At 60.8% G+C, this 15,428-nt stretch carries 18 protein-coding genes and 1 pseudogene; 8 read left to right on the forward strand and 11 right to left on the reverse strand.

The window, feature by feature from the left end; genetic code table 11:
- Nucleotides 1-29: 29 nt before the first annotated feature.
- Both ACCO56_RS22940 and ACCO56_RS22945 read right to left on the reverse strand, forming a co-directional pair.
- Nucleotides 30-908 carry an NAD(P)-dependent oxidoreductase gene (locus ACCO56_RS22940; RefSeq protein WP_433643185.1) on the reverse strand — a complete coding sequence of 293 codons (879 nt, stop codon included), beginning with the start codon at nucleotides 906-908 and terminating at the stop codon, nucleotides 30-32.
- Nucleotides 909-948: 40 nt separating this feature from the next.
- A complete protein-coding gene (locus ACCO56_RS22945) occupies nucleotides 949-1,332 on the reverse strand; it encodes a cupin domain-containing protein (RefSeq protein ID WP_433643186.1) in 384 nt (127 codons plus the stop codon).
- A 221-nt stretch (nucleotides 1,333-1,553) separates the two neighbouring features.
- Here ACCO56_RS22945 and ACCO56_RS22950 point away from each other — a divergent pair, with 221 nt between their 5' ends.
- Nucleotides 1,554-2,018, forward strand: coding sequence for a pyridoxamine 5'-phosphate oxidase family protein (locus tag ACCO56_RS22950; RefSeq protein ID WP_433643188.1), 465 nt, complete (start codon nucleotides 1,554-1,556; stop codon nucleotides 2,016-2,018).
- Between the two features lie 43 nt (nucleotides 2,019-2,061).
- Here ACCO56_RS22950 and ACCO56_RS22955 read toward each other — a convergent pair whose 3' ends face one another.
- Nucleotides 2,062-3,237, reverse strand: a complete 1,176-nt coding sequence (locus ACCO56_RS22955; RefSeq protein ID WP_433643189.1) for an MFS transporter — start codon at nucleotides 3,235-3,237, stop codon at nucleotides 2,062-2,064.
- 173 nt (nucleotides 3,238-3,410) lie between these two features.
- On the opposite strand from ACCO56_RS22955, the gene ACCO56_RS22960 reads away from it, so the two are divergent.
- The 6 genes and pseudogenes from ACCO56_RS22960 (at nucleotide 3,411) to ACCO56_RS22985 (ending at nucleotide 6,974) form a co-directional block, all read left to right on the forward strand.
- Nucleotides 3,411-3,971, forward strand: coding sequence for a LysE family translocator (locus ACCO56_RS22960; protein WP_433643190.1), 561 nt, complete (start codon nucleotides 3,411-3,413; stop codon nucleotides 3,969-3,971).
- 62 nt (nucleotides 3,972-4,033) lie between these two features.
- A pseudogene (locus ACCO56_RS22965) lies at nucleotides 4,034-4,366 on the forward strand (RBBP9/YdeN family alpha/beta hydrolase); the annotation flags it as partial.
- Nucleotides 4,367-4,576: 210 nt separating this feature from the next.
- On the forward strand, nucleotides 4,577-5,014 hold the full coding sequence (locus tag ACCO56_RS22970) for a VOC family protein (protein WP_433643321.1): 438 nt from the start codon (nucleotides 4,577-4,579) through the stop codon (nucleotides 5,012-5,014).
- Between the two features lie 6 nt (nucleotides 5,015-5,020).
- Entirely contained in the window at nucleotides 5,021-5,896 is an 876-nt protein-coding gene (locus ACCO56_RS22975; RefSeq protein ID WP_433643191.1) for a serine hydrolase domain-containing protein, read from the forward strand.
- Between the two features lie 41 nt (nucleotides 5,897-5,937).
- Entirely contained in the window at nucleotides 5,938-6,456 is a 519-nt protein-coding gene (locus ACCO56_RS22980) for a GrpB family protein (RefSeq protein ID WP_433643192.1), read from the forward strand.
- A complete protein-coding gene (locus ACCO56_RS22985; protein ID WP_433643193.1) occupies nucleotides 6,456-6,974 on the forward strand; it encodes a 2'-5' RNA ligase family protein in 519 nt (172 codons plus the stop codon). Before ACCO56_RS22980 ends, ACCO56_RS22985 begins: the two co-directional genes overlap by 1 nt.
- A 38-nt stretch (nucleotides 6,975-7,012) precedes the next feature.
- Here the strand turns inward: ACCO56_RS22985 and ACCO56_RS22990 are convergent, their stop codons facing one another.
- The 3 genes from ACCO56_RS22990 to ACCO56_RS23000 all read right to left on the reverse strand — a co-directional run bounded on the left by ACCO56_RS22990 (nucleotide 7,013) and on the right by ACCO56_RS23000 (nucleotide 9,286).
- Entirely contained in the window at nucleotides 7,013-8,056 is a 1,044-nt protein-coding gene (locus tag ACCO56_RS22990; protein WP_433643194.1) for an NAD(P)H-dependent flavin oxidoreductase, read from the reverse strand.
- Between the two features lie 10 nt (nucleotides 8,057-8,066).
- Nucleotides 8,067-8,582 (reverse strand): L-alanine exporter AlaE, encoded by a 516-nt coding sequence (alaE, locus tag ACCO56_RS22995; RefSeq protein WP_433643195.1) that lies wholly within the window; start codon nucleotides 8,580-8,582, stop codon nucleotides 8,067-8,069.
- 128 nt (nucleotides 8,583-8,710) lie between these two features.
- The gene (locus ACCO56_RS23000) at nucleotides 8,711-9,286 is read right to left on the reverse strand and encodes a hypothetical protein (protein ID WP_433643196.1); all 576 of its coding nucleotides are present in this window, start codon (nucleotides 9,284-9,286) and stop codon (nucleotides 8,711-8,713) included.
- Between the two features lie 225 nt (nucleotides 9,287-9,511).
- On the opposite strand from ACCO56_RS23000, the gene ACCO56_RS23005 reads away from it, so the two are divergent.
- Nucleotides 9,512-10,243, forward strand: a complete 732-nt coding sequence (locus ACCO56_RS23005) for an SDR family oxidoreductase (RefSeq protein ID WP_433643322.1) — start codon at nucleotides 9,512-9,514, stop codon at nucleotides 10,241-10,243.
- Nucleotides 10,244-10,566: 323 nt separating this feature from the next.
- Here the strand turns inward: ACCO56_RS23005 and ACCO56_RS23010 are convergent, their stop codons facing one another.
- From ACCO56_RS23010 to ACCO56_RS23030, 5 genes are read right to left on the reverse strand one after another with little or no spacing between them, the layout of a single operon-like run.
- Nucleotides 10,567-11,598, reverse strand: a complete 1,032-nt coding sequence (locus ACCO56_RS23010; protein ID WP_433643197.1) for a TauD/TfdA family dioxygenase — start codon at nucleotides 11,596-11,598, stop codon at nucleotides 10,567-10,569.
- A 28-nt stretch (nucleotides 11,599-11,626) separates the two neighbouring features.
- On the reverse strand, nucleotides 11,627-12,493 hold the full coding sequence (locus tag ACCO56_RS23015) for an ABC transporter permease (protein ID WP_433643198.1): 867 nt from the start codon (nucleotides 12,491-12,493) through the stop codon (nucleotides 11,627-11,629).
- On the reverse strand, nucleotides 12,486-13,472 hold the full coding sequence (locus ACCO56_RS23020) for an ABC transporter ATP-binding protein (RefSeq protein WP_433643199.1): 987 nt from the start codon (nucleotides 13,470-13,472) through the stop codon (nucleotides 12,486-12,488). The genes ACCO56_RS23015 and ACCO56_RS23020 overlap by 8 nt, the downstream gene beginning before the upstream one ends.
- A 12-nt stretch (nucleotides 13,473-13,484) precedes the next feature.
- The gene (locus ACCO56_RS23025; protein ID WP_433643200.1) at nucleotides 13,485-14,297 is read right to left on the reverse strand and encodes an ABC transporter permease subunit; all 813 of its coding nucleotides are present in this window, start codon (nucleotides 14,295-14,297) and stop codon (nucleotides 13,485-13,487) included.
- Nucleotides 14,298-14,315: 18 nt separating this feature from the next.
- Nucleotides 14,316-15,368: an extracellular solute-binding protein gene (locus ACCO56_RS23030; RefSeq protein ID WP_433643202.1), complete on the reverse strand. Its 1,053-nt coding sequence runs from the start codon at nucleotides 15,366-15,368 to the stop codon at nucleotides 14,316-14,318.
- Between the last annotated feature and the right edge of the window lie 60 nt (nucleotides 15,369-15,428).

Consider the following 15,428-nt stretch of genomic DNA (forward strand, 5'->3'; position numbering starts at 1 on the left):
TTTGGTGATTGGCCACCCCGGCCGCCAAGCTACGTCATTCGGCTGGTCCGACTCCCAATCGCTTTCACTACCGCGGCCATATCCTCTGAGCCGCAGCCAAGTTCGACTGTCTCCTTGTAGAGAGCGTGGCTCGCGTCAAGCAAAGGCGAAGCGACCTTCGCGTGCCGCGCGGCCTCGGCGACCAGCCGGCTGTTTTTCAGCACATCGGTGATCAGAGCTTGAGCCGCGAAGTCGCCATGAAGCAGCTTCTCAAGTTTGATGCGAGACACCGCGCTGGCCATAGGTCCCGCGTTGAGCACTTCAACAAACCGGTCCAGATCAAGCCGATGACGCTCAGCGAAGTGAAACGATTCTGCAAGCCCGGTCACCATCGTAATCAGGAACAGGTTGACCGACAGCTTCATCAGCAGTGCAGACGGTACTTCGCCGCACACCACCGTTTCTTTGCACATTGGACTGAGCAGCGGGCGCAGCTCCGCCACCGCATCAGCCTCGCCCGCCAACATTGCAACCAGCTCTCCCGCTTCGGCTGGCTTGCGAGAACCTGAGACCGGCGCTTCGACATAGCGACCGCCTGCAGCAACGATGTCGGCTTCAAGCGCACGCGAATACTCCGCCGCGTTCGTTCCCATGCTGACGATGATGCGCCCCGAGACGTTGTCCGAGAATGCGGCCGTACCTCGCTCCAGAACGGCATCGGTGGCGTCGCTGTCCACCATCATCAGTATTGTGATCCTCGCCCGGCGAAATACCTCCGCCGGCTTTTCCGCCACCGACGCTCCCGCCGCCCGCAATGGTTCGCACTTTTCCGCCGAGCGGTTCCAGACCACGACTGAATGGCCCGCACGGGCCAGGTTAAGGGCCATAGGCTGTCCCATGACACCCAAACCGATAAAGCCGATTTCCATTCGAATCTCCCCTGTCTAGCGGAGGCGACGTGCGTCGCGATCAGTAGGGTGTCCCGTCTTTTCGACGGAAGCTCCATGCACCGTCCTCACGCACCGCCTTGAGATCGTCGGCCGGATAGCTCACCTCATCCCCTTCGGTTCGGTCCCCGATTTCGAGATAGACGACGCTTCGCCCGGATCGGTTCTCAAGATGATGGGAGGTGCCGCCTGCCTTGAAGCCCGCGCACATGCCCGCCTGGAGAACGACCTCATCGTCTCCCGCCACAAGGACAGCTTCACCCTCGAGGATATAGACGAACTCGTCTTGTCGGCTGTGCAGATGCTGAAGCGCAGATAAAGCCCCCGGCTCCAACGTGGTCAGGTTCACGCCGAAATTTCTGAGACTGAATATATCGCCAAGTGGCCGTTTGGTGCGGCCAGCCATTCGTGCAGCAAACTCCGGCGGATAGTTCGAAGGTTTGGTTCGGGGTGCGGCATCCGCCGCCACAATGGCGAGTGCATCATGCATCAGAAGGAAACCTTGTTAGGTCAACTGTGTTGACCTTTTTACGGCACAACGATTAAAATGTCCATCCAGTGTATCATTAATATCATCACATCGTACTAGAGCCCTATTGGCAGCAATCAGGACCCGAGGAAAATGGAATGAAAATGAACGAGACCATGCGAGTGGAGTTGGATCGATCGGTCCTGTGCTGGCTTGCGACCGTCTCGGCCGACGGAATGCCGAACGTATCGCCTAAAGAGATGTTTGCGGGGTTCGGCCAGGAGGCGATCGTTATCGCAGACATCGCGTCCCCTGTGAGCGTCCGCAACATCCGTGCAAATCCGAAGGTTTGCGTCAGCTTCATCGACATCTTCCGGCAGCGCGGCTTCAAGGCTGCGGGAACGGCGGAAATCATCGCCCCGGATGAGGACGATTTCCGACGCTACGGTGCCGATCTCATCGAGAACGCCGGCACCGATTTTCCGATCCGCCATGTCATCCTGGTGACCGTCCAGCATGTCGCGCGCATCAAGGCGCCTAGCTACTTCCTGTTTCCAGATAGGAGCGAAGACGAGATGATGCGCGAGGCCTATCGTACCTACGGCATGCAGCCGGCTTCCTGACGGTCTCCAGAGACATCGCGACAGAGTTTAGCTCTTTTGGCCTTCACGCCCGCAACGCCATCGTTGCCGGCTTGTCGCGAATGGAGCCATGCAATGCCGCTGCAACAATTCCGGCAGCCGCCGTCGCAAGCCAGATAGCCGTATAAGAACCGGTCTGTTGCAGCACAATGCCACCAGCCCATGAGCCAATGAACGATCCGACCTGGTGGCTCAGAAAGCACATGCCGAACAGTGTCCCGAGGTGACGAACTCCGAAAATTCTTGCGATGACTCCCGTCGTCAACGGAACAGTGCCCAACCACAACAAGCCCATAATCGCAGCGAACAGTCCCACCGTGATGTCAGTCTTCGGCGCTAGGAAGAAGGCTATGATCGCAGCGCTTCGGAGAAGATAGACCAGCGCCAGGACGTTTCGTTGGCGGAACCGGCCGCCCAACCACCCGCAGCCCCAACTGCCAACCATGTTGAACAGTCCGATTAGCGCGAGAGCCATGGCGCCGGAGTTCGCCGGCATGCCGCACAGGCCGAGATAAGTAGGAAGATGCGTGGCGATGAACGCGAGCTGGAATCCGCAGGTGAAGAAACCGATGGTTAGCAGGCAGTAACCGTCATTTCCAACCGCCTGGGCAATGGCTGACCGTACCGGCAGATGAGGATCAGCATCGGACGCAACATCGAGACGCCCGCGAGTGGCAAGGAAGTAGCCCAATGGGGCCACGACCAACGTGAGTAGCCCAAGTCCAATCAAAGCGGCCGTCACGCCCCAATTTGCTGATATTCCCTGAGCGAAGGGGATCAGCAGAACCTGCCCCACCGAGCCACCCGCGCTCGCAAGCCCCATCGCCGCGCTCCGGTCTTCCGGCCGGGCAAGCTTCCCCACTGCGGTCAGCACGACACCAAAGCTCGTGCAGCTAATGCCCATCCCGAACAGCACCCCCATCCCCAGAATCAGCAGCAGCGCAGAAGAGGCATAGGCTGTCAGGAACAGGCCGCCGGTAAGAAGGATGGCACCAGCCGCCACGACTGGACCAGGCCCGTACCGATCGGAGGCGGCGCCAGCGAAAGGCTGTGCGACGCCCCAGGCGAGATTGTGTACTGCGATTGCGAAGGCAACAGCCGTTAGCGAGACCCCCGCGCCGAGCGAAAGCGGCTCCACGAATAGACCAAACGTTTGACGGGCGCCCATGGCGGCGCTGCCGATTAAGCCTGCCGACAACATTGCGGCAAACCCGAGGGGGGGCGAAATGGCCGAAATTCTGCTTCTCCAAGGTTGTCGGTGCACTCGCACCTCCTTGACTCTTCGAGAGAATGAGGGCCTGATATTATCAGGCGAAATAATAGATACAATATGCCGTGCAAGAGAGATACATTGCCTTCTTGATGTTTGTCGCCATGGCCACGGCCAGTCCTGGTGGCGCCACTACGCTTGCGACCGCCTCGGGGATGCATTTTGGCGTTCGCAGATCCATTCCCTACATTACAGGCATCGCAGTCGGGCTGAGCTCGATGGCAGTCGCTTCGGCCCTTGGCCTCGCGGCGCTACTGATGGCGATGCCGGCTCTGGAAATCTCAGTCAGAGCAATAGGGACCGCATATCTGCTTTATCTCGCATGGCGCGTCGCGACCGGTGGAGCACCCTCGCGAACCACGCAAACAGCGCGCCCAGTGAGCTTTCTCGGGGCGGCAGGACTTGCCTGGTACAACCCAAAGGCTTGGGCGGTCACAATGGGCGCATCATCGTCTTTTGCTCATCTCACCACGGAAATGGCTAGCCAAGCCGCGTTGATGGGCGGGACGTTCCTGGCATTTGCAGCAGCGTCAATGGCTCTATGGTGCATGATGGGCCAGGCGCTCGGCCGATTGCTCAAGACCGAGCGCCAATGGCACGTGATCAACATCACAATGGGTTCACTCCTCGCCCTTTCCATCATCCCGATGTGGGTTGAAACATGAGACGGGCGTGCACGGAGGCAATGTAGGCTGATCGAACACTTCGAACAGCCAGGAGATTTGGAGTGGCTATCGCGATCATCTTGCCCGGTATTGGTGGCTCTGGACCGGATCATTGGCAAACGGCCTGGGAATCGAAATATCCTGGCCTCACTAGATTTCGCCCCTCGAGCTGGGATTTCCCCGATCTCGATGATTGGCTGGAGGCTCTCGACGTCGCTGTGGCAGAAGCCGAGGTGCCGCCATTCCTGATCGCGCACAGCCTTGCATGCTTGCTGATAGCACATTGGGCGCACCGATCACCTCGAACAATCAAAGGTGCTTTTCTTGTCTCGGTGCCGGATACGGAAAGCCCAGCGTTTCCCGTTGAAGCGCGGTCGTTCGACAACGTGCCCGCCCGCAGGTTCCCGTTTCCCACGCTTGTCATCGCAAGTTCCAACGATCCCTCGCAACGCTCGACCACTCGAGATCCCGCGCTCGCCAATGGGGCGCCGGCTATGTCGTCGTCGGCGAGCACGGCCACATCAACGGTCCCAGCGGTCTCGGCGACTGGCGGCAAGGCGCCTCGCACTTTGAAGCTTTTAAAACCGGCGCAGGAGAGTAGAAGAATGTTCAGCCATGTGGTGGTGGGAAGCGATGATCTAGAAAAGGCGAAGGTTTTCTACGACGCAGCACTTGCCCCTTTGGGCATCATATGCCGTTCGTATGACCTGGAAGGCGGGTGGATAACCTACGCTTCTCCCGGCCGCGTCAAGAACCGCTTCTTCGTCTGCAGGCCGATCGACGGCGCTACTGCGTCAGTCGGAAACGGAACTACAATCGCCTTCGCCGCACCAGACCGCGAAAGCGTTCATCGATTTCATGCGGCTGCGATTGCCGCTGGAGGAACAGATGAGGGCGCACCTGGCTTGCGCCCGAACTACGTCCGAAATTTCTATGGCGCCTATGTTCGCGATCCTCAAGGTCATAAGATTTGCTGCGTGTGTCTAAATCCTCCGGAGGAAATGGCAGCCTCTGATCACCGAAGGATCGATAGCAGGAGATGAGCTCCGATGGTGAACCGCACAGCGACAGTGATCATCCGACAAGATGATGAAATCGAGGCATCGGGTGTGGCGATTGCGGTGCCGTGGTGGAGCTTCACGAAGACTGCGCTCGCAATAGCAACGCTGAGGCTTTGGGAACAGAACAAAATAGACCTCGATACACCTCTGGAAGGGAAACAATACACGGCTGCCCAGCTCTTGAGACACGAAGCTGGATTGCCGGACTACGGAGCCCTTCCGCAATACCACACAGATGTTGAAGCCGGCGCTTTGCCCTGGCCACTCGATGACCTTCTCAAAGCTGTGGAAGCGGATCGCCTCCGATATGCACCTGGTCAGAGCTGGGCCTATTCCAATATTGGCTACCGCGAGGTCGCTCGATTGATTGAATGGGCGTCCCGGCAGCCGTTGGCAGATGCCCTTGCCGAGCTCGTTTTCCGTCGCGCCGAACTGTCTACCGCCAGATTGGTGGCCACACCCGAGGATCTTGCGCAGGTCTGTATGGGCGATGTCGTCGGTTACGATCCGGGCTGGGTCTACCATGGACTAATCGTTGGGACGCCGCGTGACGCCGCTCGCCTTCTTCATTCCTTGCTCAGAGGGCGGCTACTCGAACCTCGTTCTTTTGCCCGCATGATCGACCGGCGACCACTTCCGCAATTCCGTTCGGCGGTTCATCCAGATCCCGCCTACGGGCTCGGACTGATGTTGAGGGCCAAGGAGCCAACGATTTACCCAATGGGACACAGTGGAAGTGGTCCTGGGAGTAAAATCGCAGTCTACGGTGAGCGGAATAGGACCTGCGCCGTTTGGGCATCTGCAAGTTCCGGCATCGACCCTGAAGCAGAAGCGTTCAAAGCTTTACAGGAAGGCAATCCGTGACGTCCTAGACACGTTGGACGCGAGTTCAGGAGAGCTGCGAGGTGGATTGCGAAGAAATATTTGGTCTTGCTCTGGACGACCATCGAGCCCGTCACATGGCGGAGCAGCTCTTTGACGAGGTAAAACGCGAACTCAGCTCAAACCTTCCATCCGACGCGCAAGTTCTCCATGTCGGCGCCACTTCTATACCCGGCTGTCTCACAAAGGGCGACCTCGACATCGTGGTTCGCGTTGACGCTAGTGAATTCGCCGCGGCCGAAACGTATCTTGCTTCGCGCTTCTCCAGGAACGAGAGCTCGGCACGCAGTCACGAGTTTGCCGCTTTTGAGGATCCGGATCGAGCACCGCCCCTTGGTGTGCAACTTACCGCAAAGGGGGGATCTTTCGATATCTTCCACACATTTGCCGAAGCCCTGCGCGCCAATGCGGTGCTGTTACGTCGCTACAATGCGCTCAAGCTAGCGTTTCAGAATAAGCCGATGGCACAGTATCGTGCGGCCAAAGGTGCGTTTATCAACGAGGTTTTGCAGAGCGTCCTCGATCACGAAAATAGCCGTTGATGTTCGGGATCACTATAAGCAGTTCATCCGATGTTGGTCCGTTTTGGCGTCTCGTGGACCAGGCATCTGGTCTCGAACCTGCGCCATCCATCCGGACGCTGGGCTATCTACCCCACATCACGCTGGTGCGTTATTCGCAGGTCTTGCCCGATCGTCTGCGCGATGCCGCCAAACAGTTGGAGGGAGAGAAAGCAATCTCGCTGACATTTGACCGCATCGGCGTGTTCGATGCCGATCCGATCGTATTGTGGCTGTCACCTCGGGCAAGCCACAGACTTGTCCATTTTCACGCGAAGATCCATCAAGCTATCGGCCCAGCTCTTTGTGATCCGCACTATCGGCCAGGCGGGTGGGTCCCGCATCTGACGATTGCAATGGCCATTCCGACTACTCGTCGGTCGGACGCGCTGGAACTTGCTGCTCGACCGCTTGAGCCCTTTACCTTGACGTTCCATTCGGCCGATTGCGTATCGTGGCCGCCCGTTCGCGTCGTGTATACCGTGCCGCTAAGAAGATGAGATTGTCGCTGGTCGCGCGATCCGAGAGGACGCTGGCCTCAAACGGAACCATCACTCAGTTCCATGACCAGCGTAGCGGCAGGGGCCTCGCGAGCAAGGGGAGCACCTTGCCCGGCCCAGTGCGCAGCATATGAGGAGTCACCCCGTACCCGCGCTGCGGCATTGAGCTGCTTTCCGATATCATATGCAACAGGATAGCAAGGGGCCTTTGGACCAACCGCCCCTAACTCGTGAAGCCTGTTCGCTATGCCCCTGGCCGGACGCCCGGAGATCGCCGAGGTGAAACGGGTATCGTGAGCAGCCATGCTTTTGAGGGCAGCTCTATAGGCATCATCCGCTGCCGATTCCGGGCAAAGCAGAAACGCCGTCCCCATTTGGACTGCGGACGCACCGGCTTCCAGCGCAGCAATCACCCCTGGCCGATCCATGATGCCGCCGGTCGCGATGATCGGCAAGCTCACCTGGCGAGCGAGGAGCCGTATGAGCACGCAGGTGCTCAGTTGCGGGTCATGCGCCGCCAGATCAAATTGCCCGCGATGGCCGCCAGCCTCGAACCCTTGCGCGACGACCGCCGATATCCCGGCACGTTCGATCTGGTGCGCTTCCGCCAGATTTGTTGCTGTAGCAAAGGTCGCAATGCCCGCCTCGTGGAGTGCACGAATGTGATCGGGAAGAGGCAGTCCAAAATGAAAACTCACAACCGGCGGCCGCAGCTCTAACAACATAGCCAGCGCTTCCGAATTTTCGAGGAAGCTCTTGTAAATCTCGGAGAGCCTCGCGGTCGGCGTTGCGCCGAGTTCGTGAAACGACGGCGTGAGGTGCGCGATCCATTGGGCCTCAGCCGCTAGATTCCGTGTGGCCGGGGGATGGCAGAACACGTTCACATTGAACGCGGCTTCGGTCCGCTGCTGGGTTTCGCGTATCATATTGGCCGCGTCCGTCACCGTGAGCGCACCAATAGCGATTGAGCCTAGCCCGCCAGCGTTTGATACTGACGCAGCCATCGAAGGTGTGGAAGCCACCGCCATCGGTGCCTGCACAACGGGACGTCTGAACAGGCTCTGAAGCGAGTTTGTAGTCACGGCTCATCCTCTAAACATTAGTGCCCACACCCAGTGCGCTGCGCTCGGATTTCAACTTGGAAGGTCCACGTCGCGGTCCGTTCTCGGCAGCACTGATGTCGAGCAGCGCGCGGCAGCAATCTAGGAATATTCCGTATGGGCGGCCGGAAACCGTGATGAATATGACGACCGAGTAGATCGCCGAGATGATCTGAGTGATCGTCGCGCCGTTCGCATAGAGAAGCAGCGCATATACGGGGACCTGGAACGCTACATTGGCTATTGTGTCTGCCACTGCAGCCCGAACTCGCTGCCCCTCCCGCACACGGAGGCCCCGGAACACTAAGTCTCTGAATATTCCATAGGGGCGACCTGCAACCAGCATTATCGGGATCGCGCCGAGGCGGACCCAAAATGTCTGACTAAAAGATAGGCCGACTACGAGCAGCTCGATTATGGCGCCGCCGACGGTCGAAAAGATCACCAATGCAACCGTATCGGCTAGGTACGATCTGAGCTTAATCTTGGTGCGCACGAGATCAGCCAAGATGCATTCCATCCTGCGATGGTCGAGCAGTTCCTTCCCTTCTCCGGCGCCGATGGCGCATGAACGCGCAGCCGCTTGAACACCGAAGCCGCCGGGAAGAGGTGGTCGGAGTTTGGCAGGCGAGCAAGTTAAGCACGACCCTTCTCCTCGGCCTGTCTGGGAAGCTGGTGGTGGTCGACCGCGTGAGCATAGGTCAGCTTCAGCATGAATATCTGTCCGCTGAGCAACATCGCCGGCGTCGCCGATGCGACAACCGCGGCAACGAGCAATCCCGCGCCGAGGAGCAGGGCAGCGACGATCTTTTGCCGCTCGCCATCCAGACAACCGACGATCGCAGCACTCACCAAAGTGTACGCCGTTATGCCCAGCGCCTCCGAAAGGGGAAGGCCCAGTAGCGCAGCGATAAGGAGCAGGTGGACGTGACCGGCAAGGAAGGGAAGCAGGAGCCGTGGGCGCCGGCGATAGTATGCCTGAACTGCCTGGGTAAAATTAGCGATGCATCCGGCCCCGATGTCAAAGATCAGCACGGCCGCGACCCAAGCCTGCCAAATTGGCACAGCGTTAATGTCTGGATGCGCGTAGAGGACGAGAACGGCGTTGCCGACGCCGAAACCAGCGATGCTCATCAGCGCAAAGCCAGATTGGCGCTGACCCAAGGCGGCGTGCAGTGGCTTTGGTACGTTGAATTGTTTCTTCAAGAACATGTGGTGCAAGGCTCTCCGCGCCTCCAATCGAGCCCACTGTAGTTCGCTTCCGTTCAAGATACAATCGATACAATCTGCACTGCCTATCATTGCTCTTACCTCGAGAGAGCCGTATGCTTTGGGTGGCAATGATGCGGAGCCGCATCGAAGGGATCGGATTGGTGGCGATACAATTGCCGCCACGGAAATTTTTTGGAGGAGTGGCTTTTGTCGACTGAATCGAGAGTGCTGTTGGTCACGGGGGGGAGCCGCGGGATCGGAGCGGCGATCGTGCGGCTGGCGGCTGCGCGAGGTTGGAAGGTATGCTTCAGCTTCTTGAGCGACCATCAAGCCGCCGAGTCGCTCCTTCGTGAACTCGAGGCGGCTGGGCATGAAGCACGAATGCTTCGAGGCGACGTTGCCGATGAGGCATTTCCAAGACAGCTATTCGACTATGCCGAAGCAACCCTCGGACCGGTGCAGGGCGTAGTGAACAACGCCGGAATCACTGGCCCGATCGGGGTCTTCAAAGACACCTCCATAGGCACCTTGCGCCGTACCCTGGACGTGAATCTCATGGGAACCATGCTGCTGTCGCGAGAGGCTATTCGACGGTGGGAGAACACCAGAACACAGGGACGAATTGTAAATCTGTCGTCGATCGCGGCTACGCTGGGCGCTCCTGGCGAGTATGTTCACTACGCAGCGAGCAAGGCTGCCATCGACGCGTTCACCACGGGCTTGGGGAAGGAGGTCGCAGCGAAGGGTATTCGCGTGAACGCGGTTGCTCCTGGAACCGCCTATACCGACATCCATGCCGCTGCGGGCGAACCTGACCGGCCTTCGCGAGTGGTAGCGCGCGTACCGGCCGCTCGCATTGCTGAGCCCGAGGAGATCGCAGAAGGCGTAGTATGGCTGCTCTCAGACGAGGCATCGTACGTCAACGCGACCGTCCTGCGGATTGCTGGGGGTTTGTAGTGGTCGTTGCAGCCCAAACAGCGATCTCGCGCGACCGATTAACCAGAGTAGCGATTTTTGCGAGCGGCGCTCGTCTGAGGCGGCTTGTCTCAGGAGTGCTCGCTGGAACCCCATCGTGGATGAGATCGAATCTTCCCCCGACACGATCATTTCCCTCGTTCTAGCAGCAGCTTGATGCCGGTTTGATCAGAACCACCCGGTCACTCCATCGTTATGCCCGCGCAAAGCAGACCCACACGGGAGATGCGGGAATGGCTTGATTGTTCGCCCAGTGTCCACTGGCGAGCTTGCCGCAAACGCTCCGGCAAGCTCGCCAACCGAAATTATTCGGCTCCGATGCCAGTGTAGCTCCTAGAGCCACAATTGCGGAGCCAAAGGCGTACGAGGTGGCGCCGGTTGGACGCATCCTCCGAATCGACAAAGTCGCCGCGGCTGTGGAGCGCATTTCGGTTGTTCGCAATCTGGATCTGGCCACGTTCCATCTGGAACTCTGCGAACATTTCTGGATCGGCGAAGACAGCGCGGAGCGCGTCTATCGCCGCCTTCGTCTCTTCGTCCATCTCGATGCCGGCAAGCTTATAGCCGGCCACGATTTCCGGGATGGCGATGCGGGTCGACAGGCGCTCACCGTCGAAGGCGAGAACTGGAAGCTCGGCAATGCCGCTCTCGCCCTCCGCATGCTCTCGGTACCGATCGTAATAGAAGGGCCGGTAGAGCCGGGGCAGGACCTCCGGGAAGCGGGCGAGCAGAGCATTGTGGACGGAGTAGACGCTCGCGATCTTGCTGGTGCCGCCAGAGACCGGCGTGCCGAGGCAGAGAAGGCCGATATAATCCGGCTGCGGGGAATTGTAGGAATTGTCGTTATGGAAAGTGAGGTCGGCATTGGTGACAGTCGGGCGGATGCCCGAGCCCGGCAAGACCGCGACCTTCCGGTCGAGGACGTCGAAAGTCATCGCGCCGTTGAAGCGCTGGGCGACCGGCTGCGACATTAGCGAGGTGAGAATCCAGTATAGCTGGCGCGCCTCGTCCTTCGAGATCTCGTCGAGCGGCAGACGGTCGAGGACGACGAACATAACCCCCTCGTCAAGAATCGCCTTCACGTCGGCCATCAGCGCCCGGCAGGCCGGCAGGTCGAAGGAGCGGTCTGTCAGGAGCAGCATCTCGATCGGATTACGGCGGAGCGTCTCGGCGACCGAAACGAGTTCGGCCAGCGCCTCTTCGCCGATAGCGATCCGCCAGTCGGCTTCGGCGACGGTGCTGCGCGTCCAGGCCTGCGGTCCGGTGAAGGGTTGGATCGCCATCAGCGGCATCGTGCCGGCCTCGGGCTTAAGGTTGAGAGCGTGATCTTGCGGCATCGTGTGTCCTCCTAAATTGCGCGGAGACTTAAGGGTTCAGCGCCGCGCCGCTGTTGCGAGGGGTTCGTGGAGAGGTGGCGGGGTGTCCCGGGGCACCGAGCCAGACTTCGAGGACGAGGATCGCCGGCGTCAGCATGCCGACGAGGATCATGGTCGTCGCGGCCGCAATGCGAAGGTCGAGGTCCTGGAAGGCGTTATAAAGCGTGACGCCGAAGGGCTGGTACCGGCCCGAGGCGAGAAAGAAGCTGCTCGAGGATTCGGCAAGGACGAGCACGAAGACCGTCGCAGCGCCGACCGCCGCCGGCCGGGTCACGTTGGGCAGGACGAGCCACAGGAAGCGCTGGCGCTGGCTGGCGCCGAGCGTACGGCCAGCCGTTTCGAGCGTAGCCATGTCGATCATCGTCAGCGCGGTCGCCACCGGCCAGATGGCGAAGGGCAGGCACTGGGTGACGTAGGCAAGGAGCAGGAGTTGCCAAGTGCCCTGCCAAGCCGGGAAGGCGATGATCAGCCCCATGGCGAGCAGAAGGCTCGGCACGACGAGCGGTAGCGACAAGGCCGGCCGCAGGAGGCGGGTTGCCGTTGTCGGTTCGAGCGACAGGAGATAGGCGGCCGGCACGGCGAGCGCGACCGCAATCGCGGCAGTCAGCCCCGCGATCCAGAGGCTGAAAAAAGCCGAGTGCCGCGCGAAGGTCCAAGCTGATGCGAAGGTCTCGGTGGTGAAGCCGCGGGGGCCGCGGCTGTCCCATGTTTCTGCGAAGGCGCCCAACGCCAGAAGCGCGAGAGGCGCGACGAGGATGAGCGCCGGCAGCCAGGCGAGAAAGGTCGCGAACGGACGCCAGAGGACACGTCCGATCCTGCCCTTTCCGCAAGGGGTGAAGGCGATCGCCTCAACCATGGGACATCGCCTGGAGACGCCGCGGCTCGGCGGGTTCGTCGAGATCGCGAAGCCGAAGGCGGAGGGTCGATCCGGCAAGGCAGCGAAGCTGGCCCGGAAGATCTGTGACAATAGCCTCCCCGCCCTCGGATCGGCCGACAACACGGCGATGGGCGCCGAGGAAGTGAACTCGATCCACTGTGATCGTCAGATGCGCCGGCTCGTCCTCCCCCGCGATGACGAGGTCTTCCGGGCGGCAGAGACGATAGCGGCCCTGGATCAGGACCCGGTTGGCAGCACCGAGAAGGCGCGCCGCATCCTCGTCGACCGGCTGGCGGTAGACTTCTTCCGGTGTTCCGTCCTGGATGATCCGGCCGCCCTGGAGAAGGACGATCCGGTTGGAGAGTACGAAGGCGTCGTCGCGATCGTGCGTGACGAGCACGGTCGGGATGTTCAGCCGGTCGAGGAGGCCGCGAAGCTCGAGCCGGATCCGGCCCCGAAGGTCAGGATCGAGCGCCGAGAGCGGTTCGTCAAGAAGAAGGATCGCGGGATCGGCAGCAAGCGCACGGGCGATGGCGACCCGCTGGCGCTGGCCGCCCGAAAGCGTTGCGATCGGCCGGCCGGCAAGGCCGGCAAGCTCGACCATGTCGAGAACTTCGAATGCCTTCTCTCGCCGAGCCCGGCGCGACACGCCGCGCACCCTCAGCGGAAATTCGACATTGCCCCCCACCGTCAGATGCGGAAAAAGCGCATGCGCCTGAAAGACATAGCCGACGCTACGCGCCTCGACCGGCAGGGCCGTGACGTCTCGCGCGCCGACGACGACGCGGCCGGAGGTTGCCGGGAGGAGGCCGGCAATGATGTTGAGGAGTGTCGTCTTGCCCGAGCCTGAGGGACCGAGAAGTGCGGTGATCTCCCCCGCGTGGAAGGTGAGCTCGATACCGGAAAGGACTTGGTTGGGACCGAACGTCTTGGCGACATCGACGAGGGAAATGTCCATCAGCACGCTCCTTCAAGCCGCGTATCGTCGGCCGCGCGCCGCGACGAACCGGGCCACCGCCTCGAGGACGAGGCAGCAGGTGGCGAGAAGGACGCCCATGGCCGCTGCCCGATTGATCTCGCCGAAGCCGACGAATTCGCGGTAAATGAGGACGGGGAAAATCTCGATAGTCCGCGCGATAAGAAGCGCGGTTCCGAAGGACGCCATCGACATGAGCGTGATGGCGAGGAAAGTGGTCGCCATCGGCAGCCGCAATTGCGGCAGGACGACAAGAAGGGCGAGTTGACGCGGCGAGGCCCCGAGGACGCGGGCAGCGGCGAGCATCGCCGGATCGAGCCGCTCCATCGCCTGGGCGAGCAAGATCGCCGCGCGCGGCGCCTGGAAGCCGAGATAACCGAGCGCGAGGGCGGCCGTCGTATAGACCGCCCCACGCGAAAATTCGGTCCCGAAGAGGAAGGATTCCAGCAGTGAGACGACACCGGAATTGCCAAGCAACGTCAGGACGAGCATGCCGTAGACGACGCCGCTGAAGGCGAAACTAACCTGGCAGAGTGCGCGCAGGATTCGTGCCGCCCGCCGCCGCCGGGCGATCCACCAGGCGGTCGGCACGGCGATCAGAGTACCAAGCCCCGCCGTCGCCGCGCAGAAGAGGATCGTCGCCACGAGCGATCCCGTGAAATACGGGCTCGCCAGGACGTCGGCATAATTCAGGAAGGAGAAGGTGCCGCCGGGACCGCGTAGGCTCGCGATCCCGAGGAAGCCCATCGGCAGGACGATGCCGGCGCCGAGCGCCAGGGCAAGAATGCCGAGAAGGACGCCACGCATCGCTGCCTCCCTCAGGGCTCAGCCGGCCAAGCCGTAGCGGCCGAGCACCGTATCGACGTCGCCGTCGCGCTGCACGATGTCGACGAAGGCCCGCTTCAGGTCGCTGACCACCGCCGCCTGGTGCTGGATGTCGAGCTTCACAACGTTGTCTATCTTCGGCAACTCGGCGGCGATCTTGACCGGGATGGCATCGGTGCGGACCGGACGGAAATAGCCTTCGGCAATAAGGGCCTGCGCTTCTTCCGAAAGGAGCCAATCCATGAAGGCCTCGACCTCGGCCTGCATCGGCGCGCCCTTGGCGACCGACATGCCGAGATAGGCACCGACGACGCCCTCCTCCGGCACGGAGACCGAGAGCGGCGCACCTGTAGCTTTGGAGAGGAGCACGTTGCCCTCCGCATCCAGGGAGAGCGCGACATCACCTGTGGCCAGGCGTGGTGCGATAAGTTCGGATCGGAACTGCTGGCCGTTCTCGACATACGCCTTGGCGAAATTCATTCCCGGGCGGAAATCGGTACGCGTGCCGCCGAGCACGAAGTTTATGCCGTAGAGGAAGACCGAGGCCGTGCCCGACCAGGTCGGATCCATGCAGGCGCAAAGGCCGGCATATTCCGGTTTCAGGAGGTCGGCATAGCTTGTCGGATCGGACAGGCCGCGCCTTTCAAGGACGTCGTTGTTCGTACCGATGACGACATTGGCCGAGGCGATCGCCCACCAGTGGCCATCCGGATCCCTCAGGTCGGCCGGTACATGTTCGATGCCGTTCGGGGAATAGGGCGCGGTGACGCCGGAGTTTTTTGCGTCGACGGCGATGTCGAGCGACCAGTAAGATCCGCTAGCCTGCGGATTTGCCGCCTCCATGCGCATGGCGACGAGGGCCGGGCTCGAACCCGAGCGTAGGCCGAGCGTCGGTCGGACACCGGTCTTGGCCGCATAGGCGTCCGAGATCCGGTTCCAGTTCATGAAGGTGCCGACGAGGTTGTAGATCGGTAGGGTTTTCTCGGCCTTCGCGGGCAAACTTGCCAAAACGATGGGGGAGGCGGCGGCAAAAAGAAACGCGCGACGATGCATGGCGATCTCCGGTAAGACTTTGACTTGAGGGGTGGCAATGCCAGGACGCTTATGTCGAGG

Origin of the sequence: Mesorhizobium sp. 1B3 (assembly GCF_050958605.1) — a bacterium.
Taxonomy (GTDB): Bacteria; Pseudomonadota; Alphaproteobacteria; order Rhizobiales; family Rhizobiaceae.

Bases quoted from the DNA above. Each gene is read 5' to 3' on its own strand.
- ACCO56_RS22940 (WP_433643185.1), bottom strand. From the start codon at position 908: ATGGAAATCGGCTTTATCGGTTTGGGTGTCATGGGACAGCCTATGGCC.
- ACCO56_RS22945 (WP_433643186.1), bottom strand. From the start codon at position 1,332: ATGGCTGGCCGCACCAAACGGCCACTTGGCGATATATTCAGTCTCAGA.
- ACCO56_RS22950 (WP_433643188.1), top strand. From the start codon at position 1,554: ATGAAAATGAACGAGACCATGCGAGTGGAGTTGGATCGATCGGTCCTG.
- ACCO56_RS22955 (WP_433643189.1), bottom strand. From the start codon at position 3,237: ATGTTGTCGGCAGGCTTAATCGGCAGCGCCGCCATGGGCGCCCGTCAA.
- ACCO56_RS22960 (WP_433643190.1), top strand. From the start codon at position 3,411: ATGGCCACGGCCAGTCCTGGTGGCGCCACTACGCTTGCGACCGCCTCG.
- ACCO56_RS22970 (WP_433643321.1), top strand. From the start codon at position 4,577: ATGTTCAGCCATGTGGTGGTGGGAAGCGATGATCTAGAAAAGGCGAAG.
- ACCO56_RS22975 (WP_433643191.1), top strand. From the start codon at position 5,021: ATGGTGAACCGCACAGCGACAGTGATCATCCGACAAGATGATGAAATC.
- ACCO56_RS22985 (WP_433643193.1), top strand. From the start codon at position 6,456: ATGTTCGGGATCACTATAAGCAGTTCATCCGATGTTGGTCCGTTTTGG.
- ACCO56_RS23000 (WP_433643196.1), bottom strand. From the start codon at position 9,286: ATGTTCTTGAAGAAACAATTCAACGTACCAAAGCCACTGCACGCCGCC.
- ACCO56_RS23010 (WP_433643197.1), bottom strand. From the start codon at position 11,598: ATGCCGCAAGATCACGCTCTCAACCTTAAGCCCGAGGCCGGCACGATG.
- ACCO56_RS23015 (WP_433643198.1), bottom strand. From the start codon at position 12,493: ATGGTTGAGGCGATCGCCTTCACCCCTTGCGGAAAGGGCAGGATCGGA.
- ACCO56_RS23020 (WP_433643199.1), bottom strand. From the start codon at position 13,472: ATGGACATTTCCCTCGTCGATGTCGCCAAGACGTTCGGTCCCAACCAA.
- ACCO56_RS23025 (WP_433643200.1), bottom strand. From the start codon at position 14,297: ATGCGTGGCGTCCTTCTCGGCATTCTTGCCCTGGCGCTCGGCGCCGGC.
- ACCO56_RS23030 (WP_433643202.1), bottom strand. From the start codon at position 15,368: ATGCATCGTCGCGCGTTTCTTTTTGCCGCCGCCTCCCCCATCGTTTTG.